Source organism: Curtobacterium sp. NPDC098951 (assembly GCF_044759965.1).
Classification (GTDB): Bacteria; Actinomycetota; Actinomycetes; order Actinomycetales; family Microbacteriaceae; genus Curtobacterium.
The window spans coordinates 739,960-761,361 of the sequence record NZ_JBIWAG010000001.1 but is presented as its reverse complement, the minus strand read 5'-3'; the positions used below and the strand labels follow the sequence as shown (position 1 = coordinate 761,361).

Below are 21,402 nucleotides of genomic sequence, written 5' to 3'. Positions count from 1 at the left end.
CGCAATCGTACTGATCACCGAGGAGCACACCGTGTCCGACCACTCCTACGAGGTCTCCGTCCAGTGGACCGGCGACCGGGGCACCGGGACGAGCGGCTACCGCGACTACGGCCGCGACCACGACGTCCGGGCGGCGGGGAAGCACGACGTGCAGGGGTCCGCCGATCCGACGTTCCGCGGTGACCGCGACCGCTGGAACCCCGAGGAGCTCGTCCTCGCCGCGCTCGCGCAGTGCCACATGCTGAGCTACCTGCACGTCGCCGTGACCGAGGGCTTCACGGTCGTCGCCTACGAGGACCGTGCGACGGCGAGCCTGAACGTCAACCGCGACGGCTCCGGCGAACTCACCGAGGCGACGCTGCACCCGGTCGTCACGATCCTCGAGGCGGACCGCGTCGCCGACGCCGAGGCTGCGCACGCGAGGGCCAACGCCCTCTGCTTCATCGCTCGCTCGGTGGCCTTTCCTGTGCACCACGTCCCGAGCACCGAGATCCGTGGGGCAGACTAGGGCCTCGTGAAGCGTCTGCGTCTCCTCCCGATCGCCCTCGTCCCCGCCGTCGTGCTGGGGCTCGCCGCGTGCTCCGGCTCCGGGTCGAGCGGTTCGACCACCACCCCGAGCGCGTCCTCGAGCGCGAAGGCCGCCGCCATCACGTCGTGCCCCGACCCGGGCTCGGCGTCGAAGGCGATCACCGTGACCGGTGCCTTCGGTGGCACCACGGCTCCGACGGTGAAGTTCACGGGCGGACTGACGGCGAAGACCCCGCAGGCCAGCACGGTCGTGCGCGGCAAGGGCGCGGCGCTCGACGACGGTGACTACGCGCAGGTCTCGTACAGCGTGTACCAGGCGTCCGACGCGAAGAAGCTCGGCACGGTCGGGTTCGACCAGGGCAACCCGCAGGTCCTGTCGGTGGGCGGCTCCGGGTTCGGCGCCCTCCTCGCGTGCTCCAAGGTCGGCGACCGCGTCGCGGCGGTCGGCCAGTCGTCGGCGCTCGGCTTCAACACCGGCGGCGAGATCGTCGTCGTCGCCGACATCGTCGCGCAGACCCCGACGAAGGCGAACGGCACCGCCCAGAAGCAGGACCCGGCGCTGCCGACCGTGACGGACAAGTCCGACGGTGAGCCGGAGATCACGATCCCGTCGGGCGTGAAGGCACCGTCCAAGACCACGGTCGAGGTCCTCAAGCAGGGCAGCGGCGCCACGATCGCCGACGGTGACACCGCGCTCGTGCAGTACAAGGGCGTCGTCTACGACACCGGCAAGGAGTTCGACTCCTCGTGGTCGAAGGGCGCGCCGACGACCTTCACCATCTCCGAGGGGTCGCTCATCAAGGGCTTCGTCACGGGGCTCGTCGGCCAGAAGGTCGGCTCGCAGGTCCTCATCGTCGTCACGCCGGAGGACGGCTACGGCGCGAACCCGCAGGAGGGTTCGGGCATCCCGAAGAACGCGACGCTCGTCTTCGTCGTCGACATCCTCGCCAAGGGCTGAGCGTGGGCGAGACGGTGGTGCCGACGCCGCACGCCTCGGACGGAGCCGGCCCGGCGAAGCGCCGCATCGTCGTCCTCGGCAGCACCGGTTCCATCGGCACCCAGGCGCTCGACGTCGTCGCGCGCAACCCGGACCGCTTCGAGGTCGTCGGCCTCACGGCGGGGAGCAACCGCACCCTCGTCGCCGAGCAGGCGGAGCGCTTCGGCGTCCGCGACACGGCCTTCGGGGCCGAGGACGCCGAACGCCTGGTCCGCAGCGTCCAGGCGGACGTCGTCCTCAACGGCATCACCGGCTCGGTCGGACTCGGCCCCACCCTGGCCGCGCTCGAGTCCGGCGCGACGCTCGCCCTCGCGAACAAGGAGAGCCTCATCGTCGGCGGCCCGCTCGTGCAGGCCGCCGCGGCCCCCGGGCAGATCGTGCCGGTCGACAGCGAGCACTCCGCCATCGCCCAGGCGCTCCGGTCCGGCACCGCGGACGAGGTCCGTCGACTCGTCCTCACCGCGAGCGGGGGCCCGTTCCGCGGTCGGTCGCGCGCCGAGCTCACAGACGTCGCCCCGGCCGAGGCGCTGGCCCACCCGACGTGGGACATGGGCCTGGTCGTCACGACCAACTCCGCGACGCTCGTGAACAAGGGGCTCGAGGTCATCGAGGCCCACCTGCTCTTCGGTGTCCCCTACGACCGCATCGACGTGACGGTGCACGCGCAGTCGATCGTGCACTCGATGGTCGAGTTCGTCGACGGGTCGACGATCGCGCAGGCGTCGCCGCCCGACATGCGCCTGCCGATCGCCCTCGGGCTCGCGTGGCCGGACCGCGTCCCCGGAGTCGGCGTGCCGCTCGACTGGACGACCGCGAGCACCTGGACGTTCGAGCCCCTCGACACCGAGGCGTTCGGTGCGGTGGCGCTCGCGAAGCGCGTCGGGCAGCTCGGCGGGACCTTCCCCGCCGTGTTCAACGCGGCGAACGAGCAGGCCGTCGCCGCCTTCCACGCGGGGGCGATCGGGTTCCTCGACATCGTCGACACGGTCGAGCGCGTGGTCGACGAGCACACGGCGGGGGAGTCGTCCCTCGAAGGTGTGCTGGCAGCGGAGCGCTGGGCGCGCACCGCGGCCGACCGCATGCTGTCCCGCTGACGCGGGTCGCGCCTCCAGTCACGTCCCTGCGGCTGCGGGAGCAGACGGACGGGACGGCCCAGGAGGCGCGGTGCACCTCTCAGGGTGCGCTCGGCTCGGTCATGGCAACCGTCCCGTACCCTTTCCCGGTGACCGTCGAAACCGTCCTGCTCTTCGTCCTCGGCGTGGTCGTCTTCATCATCGGCCTGCTGGTCTCGATCGGACTCCACGAGCTGGGCCACCTGGCCTTCGCGAAGCTGTTCAACGTCAAGGTGACGCAGTACTCGCTGGGCTTCGGCAAGGCGATCTGGTCGTTCCGGCGCGGCGAGACCGAGTACGGCATCCGACCCATCCTGCTCGGCGGCTACATCTCGATGGTCGGCATGCTGAAGCCCCGCGCGTCCGGTCGGCCGAGTGCGATCACGAACACGGGCATGTACGGCGCCTTCGTGCAGGACGCCCGGCAGGCGAGCGCGGAGCAGATCGCGGACTCCGGCGGCGACGACTCCCGTGCGTTCTACCGACTGACCCCGTGGAAGCGGATCATCGTGATGGTCGCCGGCCCCGCGATGAACCTCGTGATCGGCATCGTGCTGTTCGGGGTGCTGCTGTGCGGCTTCGGCGCCCCGACGACCACGTTCACGTCGAGCGTCGACTGCGTGCTGCCGACGAGCCAGGCGACGACGTGCACCTCGGGTGACGCCGTCTCGCCGGCGAAGCAGGCCGGCATCCGCTCCGGCGACGTCGTGCTCTCGGTCGACGGGAAGCAGGACCCGACGATCACGGAGGTCTCGAAGGTCTTCCAGGAGTCCGCCGGCGAGGACGTCACCGTCGTGGTGTCCCGCGACGGCGCCGAGAAGACGCTGCACATCACGCCGACGACCGCCACGCGGGACGTCTACACCGCGGACGGCACGGTCGCGAAGAACGCCGACGGCAGCACGAAGACGCAGCAGGTCGGCGTCGTCGGAGTGAGCATCGGCCAGTCGCTCGTCCGGCAGTCGCCCGCGGCCGTGCTGCCGGCCACCGGGGCGCAGATCTCGGCGTCGGCGCACCTCATCATCGACCTGCCGCAGCGTCTCGTCGCGGTGTGGAACGCGGCGTTTGGCTCGCAGGCCCGCTCGCAGGACAGCCCCGTGTCGGTCGTCGGCGTCGGCCGCGCGATCGGCGAGGTCTCGTCGATGTCGGGTGTCCCGGTGGTCGACAAGGCGTACACGATCCTCGGACTGCTGGCGTCGCTCAACATCGGCCTGTTCGTGCTGAACATGGTGCCGCTGCTGCCGCTCGACGGCGGCCACATCGCCGGCGCCCTGTGGGAGGCCGTGAAGCGCCGTTCGTTCAAGCTCGTCGGCAAGGCGGACCCGGGGCCGATCGACCTGGCGAAGACGATGCCGCTGACGATGGTCGTCGTGGTGCTGCTCGCCGGCATGAGCGCACTGCTCATCTACGCCGACATCGTCCGGCCCGTGAACCTGTTCGGGTAGCGACGGGGTCTCGACCGCGCACTACGCTTTCGCACATGAGCACAGCTCCGGAAGTCCGCACGGTCGAGCGGCAGGGCACCGACGTCATCGCCGAGTCCGACCGGAAGGGACGTCCGAGAGACCTCTTCTGGCCGTGGTTCGCCGCGAACATCTCGGTGCTCGGCCTGTCCTACGGCTCGTTCGTCCTCGGGTTCGGCATCTCGTTCTGGCAGGCCACGATCGTCTCGGTCATCGGGGTCGCGTTCTCGTTCCTGCTGTGCGGGATCGTGGCGATCGCCGGCAAGCGGGGCTCGGCGCCGACGATGGTGCTCGGTCGCGCCGCGTTCGGCGTGCGTGGGAACCGCCTCCCCGCGTTCCTCAGCTGGATCCTCACCGTCGGGTGGGAGACCGCGCTCGCGTCGGCGGCGGTCCTCGCGACCTCGACGGTGTTCCGGGAACTCGGGTGGGACGGCGGCGTCCTGACGAAGCTCGTCGCGCTCGTGGTCGTCGCGGCGCTCGTCGTCGGTGCGGGCATCGCCGGGTTCGACGTGATCATGCGCCTGCAGACGTGGATCACGGTCATCACCGCGGTGCTCACCGTCGTCTACGTCGTGCTGGCACTGCCGTCGATCGACCTCGGCGCCATCGCCGCGCTGCCGGCCGGGAGTGCCCAGAACGTCGTCGGCGCGCTCGTGCTCGTGATGACCGGGTTCGGCCTCGGCTGGGTGAACGCCGCGGCGGACTACTCGCGGTACCTGCCGCGGTCGGCCTCGACGCGCGGGGTCGTCTGGTGGACCACGTTCGGCGGGGCCCTCGCGCCGATCGTGCTCGTCGTCCTCGGTGTACTGCTCGCCGGTTCCTCGAAGGACCTCAACACGGCGATCGCCGCCGACCCGATCGGGGCGCTGACGACGGTGCTGCCGGTGTGGTTCCTCATCCCGTTCGCGCTCGTCGCGGTCCTCGGGCTCGTCGGCGGCGCGGTCCTCGACATCTACAGCTCCGGGCTCGCCCTGCTGAGCGCCGGCATCCGGATCCCGCGGCCCGTCGCGGCCGGGGTGGACGGCGTGTTCATGGTCGCCGGTGCCGTCTACGTGGTGTTCTTCGCCGACTCGTTCATCCAGCCGTTCCAGGCGTTCCTCGTGACCCTCGGTGTGCCGATCGCCGCGTGGTGCGGGGTCTTCGTCGCCGACGTCGTCATCCGCCGGGCGCCCTACGCCGAGCGGGAGCTCGAGGACCGCCGCGGCCGCTACGGCGACGTGCGCTGGCTCGCCGTCGGGCTCGTGGTCGTCGGGACCGCCCTCGGCTGGGGACTCGTGACGAACACCTACGGGGTGCCGTCCTGGCTCAACTGGCAGGGCTACCTGCTCGAGCCGTTCGGCCTCGGCGGCCGCACGGGTGCGTGGGCGTACGCGAACCTCGGGGTGCTCGTCGCGCTCGTCGTCGGGTTCGTCGGGACGCTGGCGTTCGCCCGGGGTTCCGTCCGGCGGCAGGAGCAGGCGTGAGCGCGGTGGACGACGCCGTCGCGGGGTTGCCGGACGACGCGTGGCTCGTCGTCGTGGACATGCAGGAGGTCTTCACCGGCGACAGCCCCTGGGCGACCCTGCGCTTCGACCACGCCGCCGCCGGGATCGAACGGCTCCTGCCGCGGTTCACCGGCCGCACGGTGTTCACGCGCTTCGTCGCTCCTGAGCACCCGCAGGGTGCGTGGGTGCCGTACTACCGCGAGTGGCCGTTCGCGCTGGTGCCGGACACCGACCCGCTCTGGGACCTGACCGAGCCGTTCGCGACGGCCGCCGCGGACCGACGCGACCCCGTCGTCACCGAGACGTCCTTCGGCAAGTGGGGGACGCGCCTCCAGGCCGTGACCGGCGACCGTCCGCACCTCGTCCTGGTCGGCGTGTCCACCGACTGCTGCGTCCTCTCCACCGCGCTGGCGGCGGCCGACGCGGGCGCCACCGTGACGGTCGTCGCCGAGGCGTGCGCCGGAGCCAGCGACGAGGACCACGAGCGGGCACTCGCGGCGATGCGCCTGTACGCGCCGCTCATCACGGTCGTCTGAGCATCCTGCGCACGCGGGGCGGGCCGTCACCGGGAGCGCGTAGAGTGCACTTCGTGCCTGCAGTGAACCTCGGTCTGCCGAAAGTCCCCGAAACCCTGAGCCCCCGCCGCAAGTCCCGGCAGATCCGGGTCGGCAAGGTCCTCGTGGGCGGCGACGCGCCGGTCTCCGTCCAGTCGATGACCACGACGCCGACGACGAACATCAACGCGACGCTGCAGCAGATCGCCGAACTCACGGCCTCGGGCTGTGACATCGTGCGGGTCGCCGTGCCGAGCCAGGACGATGCCGACGCCCTGCCGATCATCGCGAAGAAGTCGCAGATCCCGGTGATCGCCGACATCCACTTCCAGCCGAAGTACGTCTTCCAGGCCATCGACGCCGGGTGCGCCGCGGTCCGAGTGAACCCGGGCAACATCCGGAAGTTCGACGACCAGGTCGGTGCCATCGCCAAGGCGGCGAAGGACGCTGGCGTCTCGCTCCGCATCGGCGTCAACGCCGGGTCGCTCGAGCCGAGCCTGCTGCAGAAGTACGGCAAGGCCACGCCCGAGGCGCTCGTCGAGTCCGCCGTGTGGGAAGCCTCGCTGTTCGAGGAGCACGACTTCCACGACTTCAAGATCTCGGTCAAGCACAACGACCCGATCGTCATGGTGAAGGCCTACCGCCAGCTCGCCGCCGCGGGGGACTGGCCGCTGCACCTCGGCGTGACCGAGGCCGGCCCCGAGTTCCAGGGCACCATCAAGAGCGCCACGGCGTTCGGCATCCTGCTCGCCGAGGGCATCGGCGACACCATCCGCGTGTCCCTCTCCGCTCCGCCCGCGCAAGAGGTCAAGGTCGGCCTGCAGATCCTGCAGTCCCTCAACCTGCGCGAGCGCAAGCTCGAGATCGTCTCCTGCCCGAGCTGCGGCCGTGCCCAGGTCGACGTCTACCAGCTGGCGAACGACGTGACGAAGGGGCTCGAGGGCATGACCGTCCCGCTGCGCGTCGCCGTCATGGGCTGCGTCGTGAACGGCCCGGGCGAGGCTCGTGAGGCCGACCTCGGCGTCGCGTCCGGCAACGGCAAGGGGCAGATCTTCGTCAAGGGCGAGGTCATCAAGACCGTCCCCGAAGCCGAGATCGTCCAGACGCTCATCACCGAGGCGAACCGGCTCGCGGACGAGATGGGGCCGGCCGCCGGGACCGGCAAGCCGCTCGTCGTCACCTCGTAGTCGCGGGCGCGTTGCTCCGCTGACGGGAGGCCCGGTGCCAGGTGGCGCCGGGCCTCCGGCCCGTCGTGGGGTAGGTCGGGCGGGGTGAGCCCGGTTGGGCGGGGTGTGCCGGCCTGGGGCGGGGTGTGCCGGGTGCGGGTTGGGGCGTGCGCACCGTGCTGGGTTCGCCGTCCCGTGCGGGGTTGCTCGCTGGGTGCGGGTCTGTAGGAGCGCGCGGAGCGGCTGGCGCCGCACCGGTCGGCGAACCTCGCACCGTGCACGGTCGCGTCGGACTGGAGGCGCGGTGCGGCTACCGCGCGCTGCCCCGGTCCGCACCGTGCTCGGTTCGCCATCCCGTGCGGGGTTGCCTGCTGGGTGCGGGTCTGTAGGCGGGCACGGAGCGGCTGGCGCTGCACCGGATGGCGAACCTCGCACGGTGCGCGGTCGCGTCGGACTGGAGGCGCGGTGCGGCCACCGCGCGCAACCCCGGCCCGCACCGTGCTGCGTTCGCCGCCGCGCAGCCCCGGTCCGCACCGTGCTCCGTTCGTTATACCGTGCGGGGTTGCCTGCTGGGTGCGGGTCTATAGGCGCGCACGGAACGGCTGGCGCCGCACCGGCCGGCGAACCTCGCACGGTGCGCGGTCGCGTCGGACTGGCAGCCCGGCGCGGAAGCCGCCCGCGACCCCGAGCGCCGCCCGCCCCGCACCGCCGCTAGGCTTGCCCCGTGGTCACACGGCTTTCGCATCTGTTCCTCCGTACGCTCCGCGACGACCCCTCCGACGCCGAGGTGACGAGCGCCAAGCTCCTCGTCCGCGCCGGCTACGTCCGTCGCCAGTCCCCGGGGATCTTCGCGTGGCTGCCGCTCGGGCTGAAGGTCCGCGCCCGCATCGAGGCGATCATCCGCGAGGAGATGGTGGCCGCCGGCGCGCAGGAGGTCCTGCTCCCCGCGCTGCTGCCCCGCGAACCGTACGAGGCGACGAACCGCTGGACCGAGTACGGCGACGGCATGTTCCGCCTGCAGGACCGCAAGGGCGCCGACTACCTGCTCGCGCCCACGCACGAGGAGATGTTCGCGCTCCTGGTGAAGGACCTGTACGGCTCCTACAAGGACCTGCCGGTCACGCTGTTCCAGATCCAGGACAAGTACCGCGACGAGGCACGCCCCCGCGCCGGCCTCCTGCGCGGCCGCGAGTTCACCATGAAGGACGCCTACTCGTTCGACCTCGCCGACGAGGGCCTCGAGCGCAGCTACCAGGTCATGCGTGACGCCTACGAGAGGATCTTCGCGCGCCTCGGCCTCGAGTACGTCATCGTCAAGGCGGACGCCGGCGCGATGGGCGGCTCGAAGTCCGAGGAGTTCCTGCACCCGATCGACGTGGGCGAGGACACCTTCGTCCGCAGCGCCGGCGGTTACGCGGCCAACGTCGAGGCCTACGTCACACCCGTCCCGGACGCGCTGCCGATCGAGGGCCAGCCGGAAGCGGTGCTCCTGCCCGCGTCGGACACCCCCACGATCGACACGCTCGTGGCACACGCGAACGCGGTCGCCCCGCGCGACGGCGCCCCCTGGACGGCCGCCGACACGCTGAAGAACGTCGTCCTCGCGCTGACGCACCTCGACGGCACCCGCGAGGTCGTCGTCGTCGGCCTCCCCGGCGACCGCGACGTCGACCTGAAGCGCGCCGAGGTGGCGTTCGCCCCGGCCGAGGTCGAGCCCGCGGGCGACGACGACTTCCGCAAGCACCGGGGCCTGGTCAAGGGCTACATCGGCCCGCAGGTCCTCGGGGCCGACAGCGCGACCGGCATCCGCTACTTCGTCGACCCCCGCGTGGTCGACGGCACCGCGTGGGTCACGGGCGCCAACGAGCGCGGCGTGCACGTGTCCGGCCTCGTCGCCGGTCGTGACTTCGTCGCCGACGGCGTGGCCGAGGTCTCCGACGTCCGCGCCGGCGACCCCGCACCGGACGGCTCCGGCCCGCTCGAGACCGCTCGTGGCATGGAGATCGGCCATGTCTTCCAGCTGGGGCGGAAGTACGCCGAGGCGCTGGGCCTCAAGGTGCAGGACGAGAACGGCAAGCTCGCCACGGTCACGATGGGCTCGTACGGCATCGGCGTGACGCGCATCCTCGCGATCCTGGCCGAGGCGCACAACGACGAGAAGGGCCTCGCCTGGCCGAAGAACGTCGCACCGTTCGACGTGCACGTCGTCGCGACCGGCAAGGACGAGGTCGCCTACGACCTGGCGACATCGATCGTCGCCGACCTCGAGGGCGAGCGCTTCGAGGTCCTCTACGACGACCGCCCGAAGGTCTCGCCGGGCGTGAAGCTCCGCGACGCCGAGCTCCTCGGCATGCCGATCGTCGTCGTCGCGGGTCGCGGCGCCGCCGACGGCGTCGTCGAGCTGTGGAACCGCGCGAGCGGCGAACGTCGCGACGTGCCCGTGGCCGAGCTGCTCCAGGCGGTCCGCGCGATCTAGACGCGACCGACCAGCGGACGGGAGGCGCGGTGCCAGCTGGCACCGCGCCTCCCGTCTCGGCCGTCACCCGGCTGGCGCGGTGCGCGGGCACCGGCGGGCGGGGCCCACCTCTCGTCCGTCCTCCGGCCGGGTCCGCCACCCGCAGTGCGGTAGTCTGGTCGCCGACTTCCGCGCCGTTCCATCCGCGGAAGCGACTCATCTGAATACGGAGGCCCTCGGTGAAGATCGATCTCGCAGTCCTGCGACTCATGGAGCGTGAGCGGGAGATCCCGTTCGACGAACTCGTCCAGATCATCGAACAGGCCATCCTGACCGCGTACCAGAAGCACCGCGCGGAGAACGAGGAACCCGTCGACGCGCAGACCCGCGTCGAGCTCGACCGCAAGTCGGGCGAGGTGTCCGTCTTCGTGCCCGAGCGCGACGACGAGGGCGCGGTCATCGGCGAGGCCGTCGACCAGCCGAGCGACTTCGGCCGCATCGCCGCCTTCGCCGCGAAGCAGGTCATCAACCAGCGCCTGCGCGACATCGGCGACGACAAGATCCTCGGCGAGTTCCGCGGCAAGGAGGGCGACATCGTCGCGGGCGTGGTCCAGCAGGGCCCGAACCCGAAGATGGTGCACGTCGACCTCGGCACGGTCGAGGCGATCCTCCCGCCCGAGGAGCAGGTGCCCGGCGAGGAGTACAAGCACGGTTCGCGCATCCGCGTGTACGTGACGAGCGTCGGTCGTGGCGCCAAGGGCCCGCAGATCACCGTGTCGCGCACCCACCCGGGCCTGGTCCGCAAGCTCTTCGCCCTCGAGGTGCCGGAGATCGCGTCCGGTGTCGTGGAGATCACCTCCCTCGCCCGCGAGGCCGGACACCGCACGAAGATCGCGGTCAAGGCCAACGAGCCCGGCGTGAACGCCAAGGGTGCGTGCATCGGCGAGCTCGGTGCCCGCGTCCGCGCCGTGACGACCGAGCTCGGCGCCGAGAAGATCGACATCGTCGACTACTCGTCCGACCTGGCCTCGTTCGTGGCGAGCGCGCTGTCGCCGGCCAAGGTGACGAGCGCCTTCGTGCTCGACGCCTCGACGAAGGCCGTCCGCGCACTCGTGCCGGACTACCAGCTGTCGCTCGCGATCGGCAAGGAAGGGCAGAACGCCCGCCTCGCCGCGAAGCTCACCGGTGCCCGGATCGACATCCAGCCGGACTCGATCCTGGACGGCGAGGACTGACGGTTTCGCTCGTGGCACGTCCGATCCGGGCGCGCCGGATCGCGGTCGTCGGAGGGGAGGAGTAAGGTGGTTCCCGTCAGAACATGCATCGGCAGTCGCCGTCGTGCTCCCCGGTCCTCCCTCCTCCGTGTCGTCGCCCTGAGCGACGGTCGTGTCGTGGCGGACCCGAAGGCAGTCATGCCGGGGCGGGGAGCGTGGCTCACACCGACCGTCGAAGCACATGATCAGGCCGTCAAGCGCCGGGCTTTCCGCCGGGCGCTCCGGCTCGATCATGAACCGGACACGTCCGCGGTCCGTGACTACCTCGAAGCGCTCCGGCGCCCCGAACCTCAGGCACGCGACCAGGACATGACAGAACAGGCTGAACGGCTTATGGACAACTGATGAGCGGCTCGAAATGAGACCCGTCATCCATTGAGTCCTGCCCCTTGCACGGGGTGGGACCCGTGAAGGAGAACAGTGGCAAAACCACGCGTACACGAGATCGCATCCGAACTCGGTGTCGACAGCAAGACCGCAATGGAGAAGCTCAAGGAACTCGGCGAGTTCGTCAAGGGCCCGAGCTCCAGTGTCGAACCCCCCGTCGCACGCAAGCTCCGCGCTGCGTTGCAGGCTGACGGCGCCTCGGCGTCGAAGCCCGCTGCGGCACAGACCCCGAGCGCGCCGGCCAAGACCGCGGCGCCGAAGTCGGGCGCACCGAAGCCCGGCGGCCCCCGCCCCGGTCCGGTCCGTCCGGCCCCCACCCCCGAGCCCGAGCCCGAGGTGCAGGCGACCGCCGCCGACGTGCCGACCCCGGCCGCCCCGAAGTCCGTCGCCCAGCGACAGGCCGAGGCCGAGGCTGCTCGCAAGGCCGCCGCTGCCGAGAAGGCCGCTGCCGAGAAGTCCGGCGACGCCGGTCCCGACGCAGCAGCCGAGCCGAAGGGCGACGCCGTCAAGCCCGGCGGCGCACCGAAGCCCGGTGCCGCAGCCGGCCCGAAGCCGGGTGGCCCGAAGCCGGGCGCACGCCCCGGCAACAACCCCTACGCGTCGAGCCAGGGCATGGGCTCGCGCCCGCCGCGTCCGGGCAACAACCCGTACTCGTCCAACCAGGGCATGGGCCAGCGCCCCGCCGGCGGCGCCGGCGGCGCCGGTGGCGGCAACGGCATCCCGCGTCCCGCCCCGCCGCGTCCGGGCGTTCCCCGTCCGGGTGCGCCGCGTCCCGGTGGTCCCGGTCAGGGCAACCGTCCGAACGGCTTCGGGCAGCGCCCGGGCCAGGGTGGCGGCGGTCGTGGCGGCCCCGGTGGTCGTCCGGGCGGTGCCGGTGGTGCCGGTGGCGGCTTCCCGCGTCCGGCCTTCAGCGGCCCGCGTCCCGCCGGTGGCGGTGGCCGCGGTCGTGGCCCCGGTGGCGGTACCGCTGGTGCGTTCGGTCGCGGTGGCGGCAAGAGCCGTGCCCGCAAGTCGAAGCGGACGAAGCGCGCCGAGTACGAGATGCGGCAGGCGCCGTCGCTCGGCGGTGTGCAGGTCCCTCGTGGCGACGGCAACACGGTCGTCCGTCTGCGTCGCGGTGCGAGCATCTCGGACTTCGCGGACAAGATCGACGCGAGCCCCGGCAACCTGGTGACGGTGCTGTTCCACCTCGGTGAGATGGCGACCGCGACCGAGTCGCTGGACGAGGCCACGTTCGAGGTCCTCGGCGAGGAGCTGGGCTACAAGATCCAGATCGTCTCGCCCGAGGACGAGGACAAGGAGCTCCTCGAGGGCTTCGACATCGACCTCGAGGCCGAGCTGGACGACGAGGACGACTCGGTGCTGCAGCAGCGGCCCCCGGTGGTCACCGTCATGGGTCACGTCGACCACGGCAAGACCCGCCTGCTCGACGCCATCCGCAACTCGAAGGTCGTCGAGGGCGAGGCCGGTGGCATCACCCAGCACATCGGTGCGTACCAGATCGTCACCGAGCACGAGGGCATCGAGCGCCCGATCACCTTCATCGACACCCCGGGTCACGAGGCCTTCACGGCCATGCGTGCCCGTGGTGCCCAGGTGACGGACATCGCGATCCTCGTGGTCGCGGCGGACGACGGCATCATGCCCCAGACGATCGAGGCACTGAACCACGCGCAGTCGGCCGGTGTGCCGATCGTGGTCGCGGTGAACAAGATCGACAAGGAAGGCGCGAACCCGGCCAAGGTCCGCCAGCAGCTCACCGAGTACAACCTGGTGGCCGAGGAGTACGGCGGCGACGTCATGTTCGTCGACGTGTCGGCTCGTCAGAACATCGGTATCCAGGACCTCCTGGACGCGGTGCTGCTCACGGCCGACGCCGGTCTCGACCTGCGTGCGAACCCCGACAAGGACGCCCGCGGTGTGGCGATCGAAGCACGCCTCGACAAGGGCCGTGGTTCGGTTGCGACCGTGCTCATCCAGTCCGGCACGCTGCACGTCGGCGATGCCATCGTCGCGGGCACGGCCTACGGTCGCGTCCGTGCGATGACCGACGAGAACGGCGTGGCGGTCAAGGCCGCGACGCCGAGCCGCCCGGTCCAGGTGCAGGGTCTGTCCTCGGTGCCCCGCGCCGGCGACACGTTCCTCGTCACCGAAGAGGACCGCACGGCGCGTCAGATCGCCGAGAAGCGTGAAGCCGCCGAGCGCAACGCCCAGCTGGCGAAGGCCCGCAAGCGCATCTCGCTCGAGGACTTCACCCGTGCACTCGAAGAGGGCAAGGTCGACTCGCTCAACCTCATCATCAAGGGTGACGTCTCCGGTGCCGTCGAGGCACTCGAGCAGTCGCTCCTGGACATCGAGGTCGACGACAGCGTCCAGCTCCGGATCCTGCACCGCGGCGTCGGTGCGATCACGGAGTCGGACATCGACCTGGCCACGATCGACAACGCGATCGTCGTCGGCTTCAACGTCCGCCCGGACGTCAAGGCCCGCGAGCGTGCGGCGCGCGAAGGCATCGACGTGCGCTTCTACTCGGTCATCTACAACGCACTCGAGGACATCGAGCAGTCCCTCAAGGGCATGCTCAAGCCCGAGTACGAAGAGGTCCAGTCGGGTGTCGCCGAGATCCGCGAGGTGTTCCGTTCCTCGAAGTTCGGCAACATCGCGGGTGTCATCGTCCGCTCCGGCACGATCACGCGCAACGCCAAGGCGCGCGTCATCCGAGAAGGCGTGGTGCTCGCCGATGGTCTGGCCATCGAGTCGCTGCGTCGCTTCAAGGACGACGTCACCGAGGTCCGCACGGACTTCGAAGCCGGTATCGGTCTGGGCAAGTTCAACGACATCCAGATCGGCGACGAGATCGAGACCACCGAGCTCGTCGAGAAGCCGCGCGACTGATCGCGTGACTACCCTGGGCCCCGGCTTCCTTCACGGGAGGCCGGGGCCCAGCCCCGTTCCAGAGCAAGACATCTCCACAGGAGGCACCCATGGCCGATCCGCAGCGCGCACGCAAGATGGCGGACCGCATCAAGGAAGTCGTCGCACGCCGACTCGACAAGGGGCTGCGGGACCCGCGGCTCGGGTTCGTGACGATCACCGACGTCCGTGTGACCGGTGACCTGCAGCACGCGTCGATCTTCTACACCGTGTACGGCACCGACGAGGAGCGCGCCGACTCCGCGGCGGCGCTCAAGGCCGCGACGGGCATGCTCCGGTCCGAGGTCGGCAAGAACATCACCGCACGGCTCACCCCGTCGCTCGAGTTCATCGCCGACGCGCTGCCGGAGACCTCGGCGCACATGGAGGACCTGCTCGTGCAGGCCCAGGTGCGTGACGAGCAGGTCCGCGCGGCGGCGGCCGGTGCGACCTACGCCGGCGACGCCGACCCGTACAAGCACGACGAGGACGAGGACGAGGACGCGGACGAGGACGACGCCGACGCCGACGAGGCGCGTGCCTGACCCGTCCGGTCAGCCCTCCGGGAGCCGGTAGCCGCTCGCGTCGTCCCCGACGGCCAGTCCGTCGCGCAGGAGCGACGCGAGCGCCCGGTCCCGCTGTTCGGCGTCCGGCCACACCGGTTCGATCTCGTCGCGGGTGACCGGGACGTCGCTGGCGCGCAGCTCCGCCATGATGAGCCCGCGCACCTGGCGGTCGCTGCCGGCGAACTTCGCCTGCCGCGGGGCCCGTGGCCCGTCGTGCTCGGGGTACCCGGCGGCCCGCCAGGCGCAACGGTCCGCGATCGGACAGGCATCGCAGGCGGGGGAGCGGGCGACACAGACGAGCGCGCCGAGCTCCATCACCGCGGCGTTCGTCGCCGCCGCGTCGTCGACGTCCTCCGGCAGCACCGACTCCATGAGCGGCAGGTCGCGCTTCGCCTTCGCCGGGCCGGGCTCGCCCTGCCCGAGCAGCGCGCGGGCGAGCACACGACGGACATTGACGTCGACGACCGGGTGCCGGTCGCCGTAGGCGAAGACCGCGACAGCCCGCGCCGTGTAGTCGCCGATGCCGGGCAGCTCGAGCAGCGCGTCGACGTCCCGTGGCACGACGTTGCCGTGCTGCTCGGCGATCGCCGTCGCCGCGGCGTGCAGGGCGAGTGCCCGTCTCGGGTAGCCGAGCCGGTCCCAGGCCCGCACCGCGTCCGCCGGGGGCGAGGCCGCGAGGTCCGCAGGCGTCGGCCACCTCGTGAGCCACGCCTCCAGTCGGGGGATCACGCGCGCGACCTGGGTCTGCTGCAGCATGATCTCGCTGACCAGCGTGCCCCACGCGGGGAAACCCGGTCGTCGCCAGGGCAGGTCCCGTGCCTCGGCACGGAACCACGCGATGAGCGGTGTCGCGATGTCCGTTCCTCGGCTGGCGTCCTGTGGACGGGTCCGGTTGTCCACATCCGGACGGGAGGCACGACTCACGTTCACCACGACAGCCTACGGTGGGTGCATGGCACGTTGGGCACCCCAGGAGATCGACACCATGGCCGCGATCGCGGCCGAGGTGATCGCGCAGGTCGGCACGAACCGGACCGTCGTCGGCATCGACGGTCAGGCCGGCACCGACCTCGAGCGCGTCGCGGCCGGCCTCGTCGGCGGCTTCGAGCAGCACGGTGTGTCCGCGATGGCGGCGGCGGCGCCCTCCGGCGACGTGGACACCCTGCGAGCGGACCTGGTCGCGCCGTTCCGCTCCACCGGCGAGGGCCCCGGCGTGCTCGTCGTGCACGGGCACGGGGTCCTCGCGCACCACACGCGAACGCTCTGGCGCTGGTCGCTGTGGGTGGAGCAGGAGTCCGGGCGCCTCGAGCGTCGTGCGGACGTCAAGATCGCGGCCTCCGCGGTGCTGGACGTCACGGACCCGGACCACCCGCGTCGTGAGTGGAACGACGCCTGCTGACCGGCCGGAGCGCTGGTAATCTCCTCTGGTGCTCGAATCCGCGCCCGACGGCATCCTCCTCGTCGACAAGCCGCAGGGGATCTCCAGTCACCGGGTGGTCTCGATCGCCCGACGTCGGCTCGGCCTGAAGAAGGTCGGCCACGCCGGCACGCTCGACCCGATGGCGACCGGTCTGCTGCTCCTCGGGATCGGTCCGTCGACCCGGCTCCTGACGCACCTCGTCGGCCTCGGCAAGACGTACACGGCGACGATCCGCCTCGGCGTGTCCACCGACTCCGACGACGCTGACGGTGCGCCCACCGCCGCGGTCGGCACGGCGTCCGCCGACGTCTCCGAGGAAGCGGTCGAGCGGGCCGTGGCCGCCCAGCGCGGCGTGATCTCGCAGGTGCCCTCGACCGTCAGCGCCATCAAGGTCGACGGTCGCCGCGCCTACGACCTCGCACGCAAGGGCGAAGCGGTCGTCCTGCAGTCCCGCACGGTCACGGTGTCGCGCTTCGACGTCACCGGCCGGGGCGACCGTGTGGTGACCGTCGACGGCACCGACACCGCCGTGGTCGACCTCGACGTGGTCGTCACCTGCTCGTCCGGGACGTACGTCCGCGCCCTGGCCCGGGACGTCGGCGCCGCGCTCGGGACCGGTGCGCACCTGACCGCGCTCCGCCGGACCGAGGTCGGCCCCTTCAGCGTCGACGACGCGATCGACCTCGAGGACGAGTCCGTCGACGTCCGCGCCGCACTCGCCCGACCGGTCGACGTCGCCCGCGCGCTCTTCCCGTCCGTGCCGCTCGACCCGGCCGACGCCAAGGACCTCGCCGACGGCAAGCGCGTCGCCGCCGACCACCCGGACACCGACGGCCCGGTCGCCGCCGTCGCGACCGAGGGGGACCGGCTCGTCGGCCTCGTCTCGGTGCGTCGCGGTCTCCTCCGCGTCATCACGAACTTCCCGACGGCGCCGGGGGTGGGCGCGTGATCGAGTGGTTCATGTGGGTCCAGCTCGTCGTCGCCGTGCTCGCCGGGCTCTTCGCCGTGGTCGTCGGCTTCGTCGGCTGGAAGCCGAACGACTACACGGTCGGGTCCCTCGCACTCATCGAGCTGCTGCTCGTCGCGCAGGGCGTGATCTCGCTCGTCCTGCCGCTCACGGGCAGCCCGCCGGTCGGCAACGCACTGGAGTTCGGCGTGTACGCGGTGTCGGTGCTCCTCGTCCCGCCGGCGGCCATCGTCTGGGCCCTCGTCGACCGGACGAAGTGGAGCACCGTCGTCCTCGGCGCCGGTGCGTTCACGGTCGCGGTGATGGTCTACCGGATGTACCAGATCTGGTTCGCCCTGAACTGACCCGCCCGCAGCTGCACCCCGGCTGCTGCGTGTTCGTCGTGGTGCGTCATGGTGGTCGTCCGCCGTCGGTAGAATCGGTGCAATGGCGACCAGATCCTCCCTCGCGACCGGCATCGGCCGCGTCCTCATCGCCGTCTACGGCATCCTCGCGCTGGCGGCGACGGGTCGCAGCGTCGTGCAGATCATCGAGAAGTTCTCGTTCGCACCGTTCGCGTACACGCTCAGCGCCGTCGCCGCGGTCGTGTACATCGTCGCGATGATCGCGCTCATCGTGCCGGGTCGGTTCTGGTACCGCGTCGCCTGCGTGACCATCGTCTTCGAGATGACCGGTGTGCTCGTGATCGGGACGCTGTCGCTCGTCGACCGGCAGCTGTTCCCGGACGACACCATCTGGTCGTACTACGGCCTGGGCTACGCCTTCGCGCCGCTCGTGCTGCCGGCTGCCGGACTCTGGTGGCTCCGCAAGCACCACCGCACCGCCACCGCGACCGAGACGACCCCGTCCGCCGTTCCGGCCGGCGAGTAGGGACCGACGTGCAGTACTACGACGACACCGCCGACGTGGCGCAGGGCTTCGGCCCGAGCGCCGTCACCATCGGCAAGTTCGACGGCGTCCACGTCGGGCACCGCGCGGTCATCGCGCACCTCGAGCGTGCCGCGCGCGAGCACGCCCTCGTCTCCACGGTCGTCACGTTCGACCGGCACCCGCTCAACGTCATCGACCCGGACAAGGTGCCGCCCGCGCTGACGAGCCCCGCCCAGCGCCGGGAACTGCTCGACGAGGTCGGGGTCGACGCCACCCTGCTGCTCCGGTTCGACCAGGACCTGCAGTCGAAGGCACCAGAGGTCTTCGTGTCCGAGATCCTCGTCGACACCCTGCACGCGAAGCTCGTGTTCGTCGGCAGCGACTTCCGCTTCGGTGCAAAGGGCGCCGGCGACGTCGCGCTCCTGCGCACACTGGGCCAGCGGTACGGCTTCACCGTCGAGCTCATCGACGACGTCGACCTGGTGGACGACGTCCGTCCGGACGGTGAGCGTCGGGTCTCCTCGACGTGGATCCGCGAGCTCCTCGGCGACGGCCGCGTGGCCGAGGCCGCGCGGCTGCTCGGCCGTGAGCACGCCGTGCGGAGCGTCGTCGTGCACGGGAACGAGCGCGGCCGGGCGATGGGCTACCCGACGGCGAACCTCGACCCGGCGTCCGAGGGCTTCATCCCCGCCGACGGCGTCTACGCGGCACGGGTGCTGCACGACGGCACCGTGTACCCGGCTGCCGTGTCCGTCGGCAACAACCCGACGTTCGAGGGGGTCCCGGCGAAGCAGATCGAGGCGCACCTGCTCGACGTCGACATCGACCTCTACGGCGACACGATCTCGGTGCTGTTCGTCTCGTACGTGCGGGGGATGGTGAAGTTCGACTCGATGGACGAGCTCGCCGAGCAGATGCGGCAGGACGACCGTGACATCCGGACGCTGCTGGGCCTGCCCGCGGTCGTCTGACCCGTCTGGAACGACGAAGCCCCCGTGACCGATCGGTCACGGGGGCTTCGTCGTACGGGATCCGTCGGACGGGACGGATCAGCCGCCGAGGGCGTCGAGCCAGATCTTGCGGGCGTCGAGGGCTTCCTGGGCGTCCTTGATCTTGCGGGCGTCACCGGAGGCCTGCGCCTCGGCGAGCTCGGACTCGAGCTTGCCGATGGCGTCCTCGAGCTGGCTCGCGAGACCGGTCTGACGGGCCTTGCGCTCCGGGTCGGAGGCCTTCCAGTGCTCGTCTTCGAGGCTGCGGACGTGGTCCTCGACGGCGCGCAGGCGGTCCTCGATGCGCCGGACGTCTGCGCGGGGGACCTTGCCGATCTCGTCCCAGCGGCGCTGGATGCCCGTCAGGGTCTTGCGTGCGGCAGCCCGGTCGGTGACCTTCAGGAGCGGCTCGGCCTCGGTGAGGAGGGCCTGCTTCGCTTCGAGGTTCGCCGAGTACTCGACGTTCTCGGCAGCGGCTTCGGCGTGGCGCTGCTCGAACAGCACGTCACCCGCGGCCTTGAAGCGAGCCCAGAGCGCATCGTCGTGCCGCTTGCCGGCCCGCCCCGCGCCCTTCCAGTCGTCGAGCAGTTCGCGGTACGCCGGGATCGCGTCGGACCCGCGGGGAGCGAGCGCCTCGGCCTGCTGCACGAGCTCCTGCTTGCGGTTGCGAGCGTCGCGGTGCTGCGCATCGAGCTCGGAGTAGAACGCGCGACGGTGCTGGTCGACGGTCGAGCGGGCGGCGCGGAAGCGCTTCCAGAGCTCGTTCGCCTCGTTCTTGGGGATGCGCGGGCCGTCGTGCTGGTGCTGCTGCCACCGCGCGAAGACGTCGTCGAGCTGCGCGGTGATCTGCTTCCACTGCGCCCGTGCCGGGTCGACCGCGGCGAGGGCCTCGGCTTCCTCGACCAGGGCGGTGCGGTGCGCCAGGGCGTCCGCGAGGGCCTGCTGGGCCTGTTCCGCCTGCTCCTTCGTCAGGGAGCCGAGCTGCTCGGTGAGGGCGGCGACGCGGGTCTCGAGCGACTTGAGGTCGCCGACGACCCGGGCCTCGGCCACGAGGGCCTGCAGGTGCTCCACCGTGCGGGCGACGTCGTTCGCCGAGGCACCACGCTGGACGCGCTGCTCGGCGATCTTCACCTGCCCCTCGAGGTCGGCGTACTTCCGCGCGAAGTAGGCGAGGGCTTCGTCGGGTGTCGCGTCCGGGTACTCACCGACGGCTTTCTCGGTGTCCTCGTACCGGACGTACACCGTCCCGTTCTCGTCGACCCGCCCCCAGGTCGTTGCTTCGTCAGGTCCCACAGGTCTCGCCTCGATCGTGGTCGTGCATCACCGACGTCGCCGTCGGCACGGTCAGGTCGTCAGCCTATTGCACGGAGCGCATCTGCGACCCGCCCGGTCGGCGAGCCTGTGGACTACTTCTCCCGCGCGATCGCCGCGCCGGTGATCTTGGTCGCCACCTTCGGCTCCCCGGTGCCGTCGCTGCCGGCCGACGAGATGCCCTTGGACGTGATCTTCGACACGAGCTCGTCGAGGCCGCTGGTGACCTTCCCGACGACGGTGTAGCCGCCGGTGGAGCCGTCCAGCGTGGTGTCGCCGTAGACGATGAAGAACTGCGTGGTCTGCGAGTACGGCGACGAGCCGCGGGCGATGGCGATGGTGCCCTTGGCGTACTTCCCGTCGCTCGGCACGTTCTCGAGCGGGCCGTACTGGAAGCCGGCGTCGCCGGTGCCGTCGCCGTTCGCAGAGCCGCACTGCAGGAACGCGAACCCCGTGCTGTCGGCGAGTCGGTGGCAGGTGGTGCCGTTGTAGAACTGCTCCTGGATGAGCGTGATCTCGACGCTCGCGGCCTGGGGTGCCTTCTCGCCGTCCAGCTCGATGCCGAGCTCCACGTCCTTGTTGAGGGTGAGCGAACCGGTCCAGGTGGAGTCCTTCGCGATGGACTTGCTCGGGACGTCGCCGGTGTTCCCCGCGGTGGCACTCGCGGACGGGGTCGGCGTCGCGGTCGCGGAGGCACTCGCGCTCGCGTCCGCCCCGCCGCCCTGCGACCCGGCGAACGCGAGCTGCGAGCCGGTCGCGAGCGCGGCGACGAGCACGAGCACGCCGGCACCGACGACGTTGTCCCGCAGCCGACGGCGCCGCTGCCGTTCGTGCAGGCCCTGCCGTGCCGTGTAGAGGCGGAGGCGCTCACGCGCCTCCCGGTTGTCACGCGCCTGGTTCTTCGGTGCCACGGTGCTGGTCGTACCTCTCGTCGAGTGTGCGACGA

At 71.2% G+C, this 21,402-nt stretch carries 20 protein-coding genes; 17 read left to right on the top strand and 3 right to left on the bottom strand.

Features of this window, described 5'->3' with window-relative positions; translation table 11 throughout:
- Positions 1 to 31 precede the first annotated feature (31 nt).
- From ACIQUC_RS03570 to rbfA, 12 genes are all read left to right on the top strand, one after another.
- On the top strand, positions 32 to 508 hold the full coding sequence (locus ACIQUC_RS03570) for an OsmC family protein (protein WP_402263282.1): 477 nt from the start codon (positions 32 to 34) through the stop codon (positions 506 to 508).
- A gap of 6 nt (positions 509 to 514) precedes the next feature.
- The gene (locus ACIQUC_RS03565; protein WP_402263280.1) at positions 515 to 1,486 is read left to right on the top strand and encodes an FKBP-type peptidyl-prolyl cis-trans isomerase; all 972 of its coding nucleotides are present in this window, start codon (positions 515 to 517) and stop codon (positions 1,484 to 1,486) included.
- A 2-nt stretch (positions 1,487 to 1,488) separates the two neighbouring features.
- On the top strand, positions 1,489 to 2,619 hold the full coding sequence (gene dxr, locus ACIQUC_RS03560; protein ID WP_402263277.1) for a 1-deoxy-D-xylulose-5-phosphate reductoisomerase: 1,131 nt from the start codon (positions 1,489 to 1,491) through the stop codon (positions 2,617 to 2,619).
- A gap of 128 nt (positions 2,620 to 2,747) precedes the next feature.
- Positions 2,748 to 4,082, top strand: a complete 1,335-nt coding sequence (locus tag ACIQUC_RS03555) for a M50 family metallopeptidase (RefSeq protein WP_402263274.1) — start codon at positions 2,748 to 2,750, stop codon at positions 4,080 to 4,082.
- 35 nt (positions 4,083 to 4,117) lie between these two features.
- A complete protein-coding gene (locus tag ACIQUC_RS03550) occupies positions 4,118 to 5,563 on the top strand; it encodes a purine-cytosine permease family protein (protein ID WP_402263271.1) in 1,446 nt (481 codons plus the stop codon).
- Positions 5,560 to 6,120: a cysteine hydrolase family protein gene (locus ACIQUC_RS03545; protein WP_022905476.1), complete on the top strand. Its 561-nt coding sequence runs from the start codon at positions 5,560 to 5,562 to the stop codon at positions 6,118 to 6,120. Before ACIQUC_RS03550 ends, ACIQUC_RS03545 begins: the two co-directional genes overlap by 4 nt.
- Before the next feature lie 74 nt (positions 6,121 to 6,194).
- On the top strand, positions 6,195 to 7,325 hold the full coding sequence (gene ispG / locus ACIQUC_RS03540) for a flavodoxin-dependent (E)-4-hydroxy-3-methylbut-2-enyl-diphosphate synthase (RefSeq protein ID WP_031261050.1): 1,131 nt from the start codon (positions 6,195 to 6,197) through the stop codon (positions 7,323 to 7,325).
- Positions 7,326 to 8,028: 703 nt separating this feature from the next.
- Entirely contained in the window at positions 8,029 to 9,780 is a 1,752-nt protein-coding gene (locus ACIQUC_RS03535; RefSeq protein WP_402263267.1) for a proline--tRNA ligase, read from the top strand.
- A gap of 218 nt (positions 9,781 to 9,998) precedes the next feature.
- Positions 9,999 to 10,994: a transcription termination factor NusA gene (gene nusA, locus ACIQUC_RS03530; protein WP_022905479.1), complete on the top strand. Its 996-nt coding sequence runs from the start codon at positions 9,999 to 10,001 to the stop codon at positions 10,992 to 10,994.
- A gap of 66 nt (positions 10,995 to 11,060) precedes the next feature.
- Complete coding sequence (locus tag ACIQUC_RS03525) at positions 11,061 to 11,378, top strand: YlxR family protein (protein ID WP_083857828.1); 318 nt, start codon at positions 11,061 to 11,063, stop codon at positions 11,376 to 11,378.
- A 75-nt stretch (positions 11,379 to 11,453) separates the two neighbouring features.
- Positions 11,454 to 14,315: a translation initiation factor IF-2 gene (gene infB / locus ACIQUC_RS03520; RefSeq protein WP_402263263.1), complete on the top strand. Its 2,862-nt coding sequence runs from the start codon at positions 11,454 to 11,456 to the stop codon at positions 14,313 to 14,315.
- A gap of 89 nt (positions 14,316 to 14,404) precedes the next feature.
- The gene (gene rbfA / locus ACIQUC_RS03515) at positions 14,405 to 14,878 is read left to right on the top strand and encodes a 30S ribosome-binding factor RbfA (protein ID WP_402263260.1); all 474 of its coding nucleotides are present in this window, start codon (positions 14,405 to 14,407) and stop codon (positions 14,876 to 14,878) included.
- A 9-nt stretch (positions 14,879 to 14,887) separates the two neighbouring features.
- Here the strand turns inward: rbfA and ACIQUC_RS03510 are convergent, their stop codons facing one another.
- On the bottom strand, positions 14,888 to 15,799 hold the full coding sequence (locus tag ACIQUC_RS03510; RefSeq protein ID WP_402263257.1) for an A/G-specific adenine glycosylase: 912 nt from the start codon (positions 15,797 to 15,799) through the stop codon (positions 14,888 to 14,890).
- 52 nt (positions 15,800 to 15,851) lie between these two features.
- Between ACIQUC_RS03510 and ACIQUC_RS03505 the strand changes: the two genes are divergently transcribed.
- From ACIQUC_RS03505 to ACIQUC_RS03485, 5 genes are all read left to right on the top strand, one after another.
- A complete protein-coding gene (locus tag ACIQUC_RS03505) occupies positions 15,852 to 16,298 on the top strand; it encodes a hypothetical protein (RefSeq protein WP_022905482.1) in 447 nt (148 codons plus the stop codon).
- 28 nt (positions 16,299 to 16,326) lie between these two features.
- On the top strand, positions 16,327 to 17,268 hold the full coding sequence (gene truB / locus ACIQUC_RS03500) for a tRNA pseudouridine(55) synthase TruB (protein ID WP_402263254.1): 942 nt from the start codon (positions 16,327 to 16,329) through the stop codon (positions 17,266 to 17,268).
- Positions 17,265 to 17,630, top strand: a complete 366-nt coding sequence (locus ACIQUC_RS03495) for a hypothetical protein (protein ID WP_402263251.1) — start codon at positions 17,265 to 17,267, stop codon at positions 17,628 to 17,630. The genes truB and ACIQUC_RS03495 overlap by 4 nt, the downstream gene beginning before the upstream one ends.
- A gap of 82 nt (positions 17,631 to 17,712) precedes the next feature.
- Positions 17,713 to 18,156, top strand: coding sequence for a hypothetical protein (locus ACIQUC_RS03490; RefSeq protein ID WP_022905485.1), 444 nt, complete (start codon positions 17,713 to 17,715; stop codon positions 18,154 to 18,156).
- Positions 18,157 to 18,164: 8 nt separating this feature from the next.
- Complete coding sequence (locus ACIQUC_RS03485) at positions 18,165 to 19,127, top strand: bifunctional riboflavin kinase/FAD synthetase (RefSeq protein WP_402263248.1); 963 nt, start codon at positions 18,165 to 18,167, stop codon at positions 19,125 to 19,127.
- 78 nt (positions 19,128 to 19,205) lie between these two features.
- On the opposite strand, the gene ACIQUC_RS03480 is transcribed toward ACIQUC_RS03485, so the two are convergent.
- A complete protein-coding gene (locus ACIQUC_RS03480) occupies positions 19,206 to 20,438 on the bottom strand; it encodes a DUF349 domain-containing protein (protein WP_402263245.1) in 1,233 nt (410 codons plus the stop codon).
- A gap of 113 nt (positions 20,439 to 20,551) precedes the next feature.
- Positions 20,552 to 21,367: a peptidylprolyl isomerase gene (locus ACIQUC_RS03475; RefSeq protein WP_402263242.1), complete on the bottom strand. Its 816-nt coding sequence runs from the start codon at positions 21,365 to 21,367 to the stop codon at positions 20,552 to 20,554.
- Between the last annotated feature and the right edge of the window lie 35 nt (positions 21,368 to 21,402).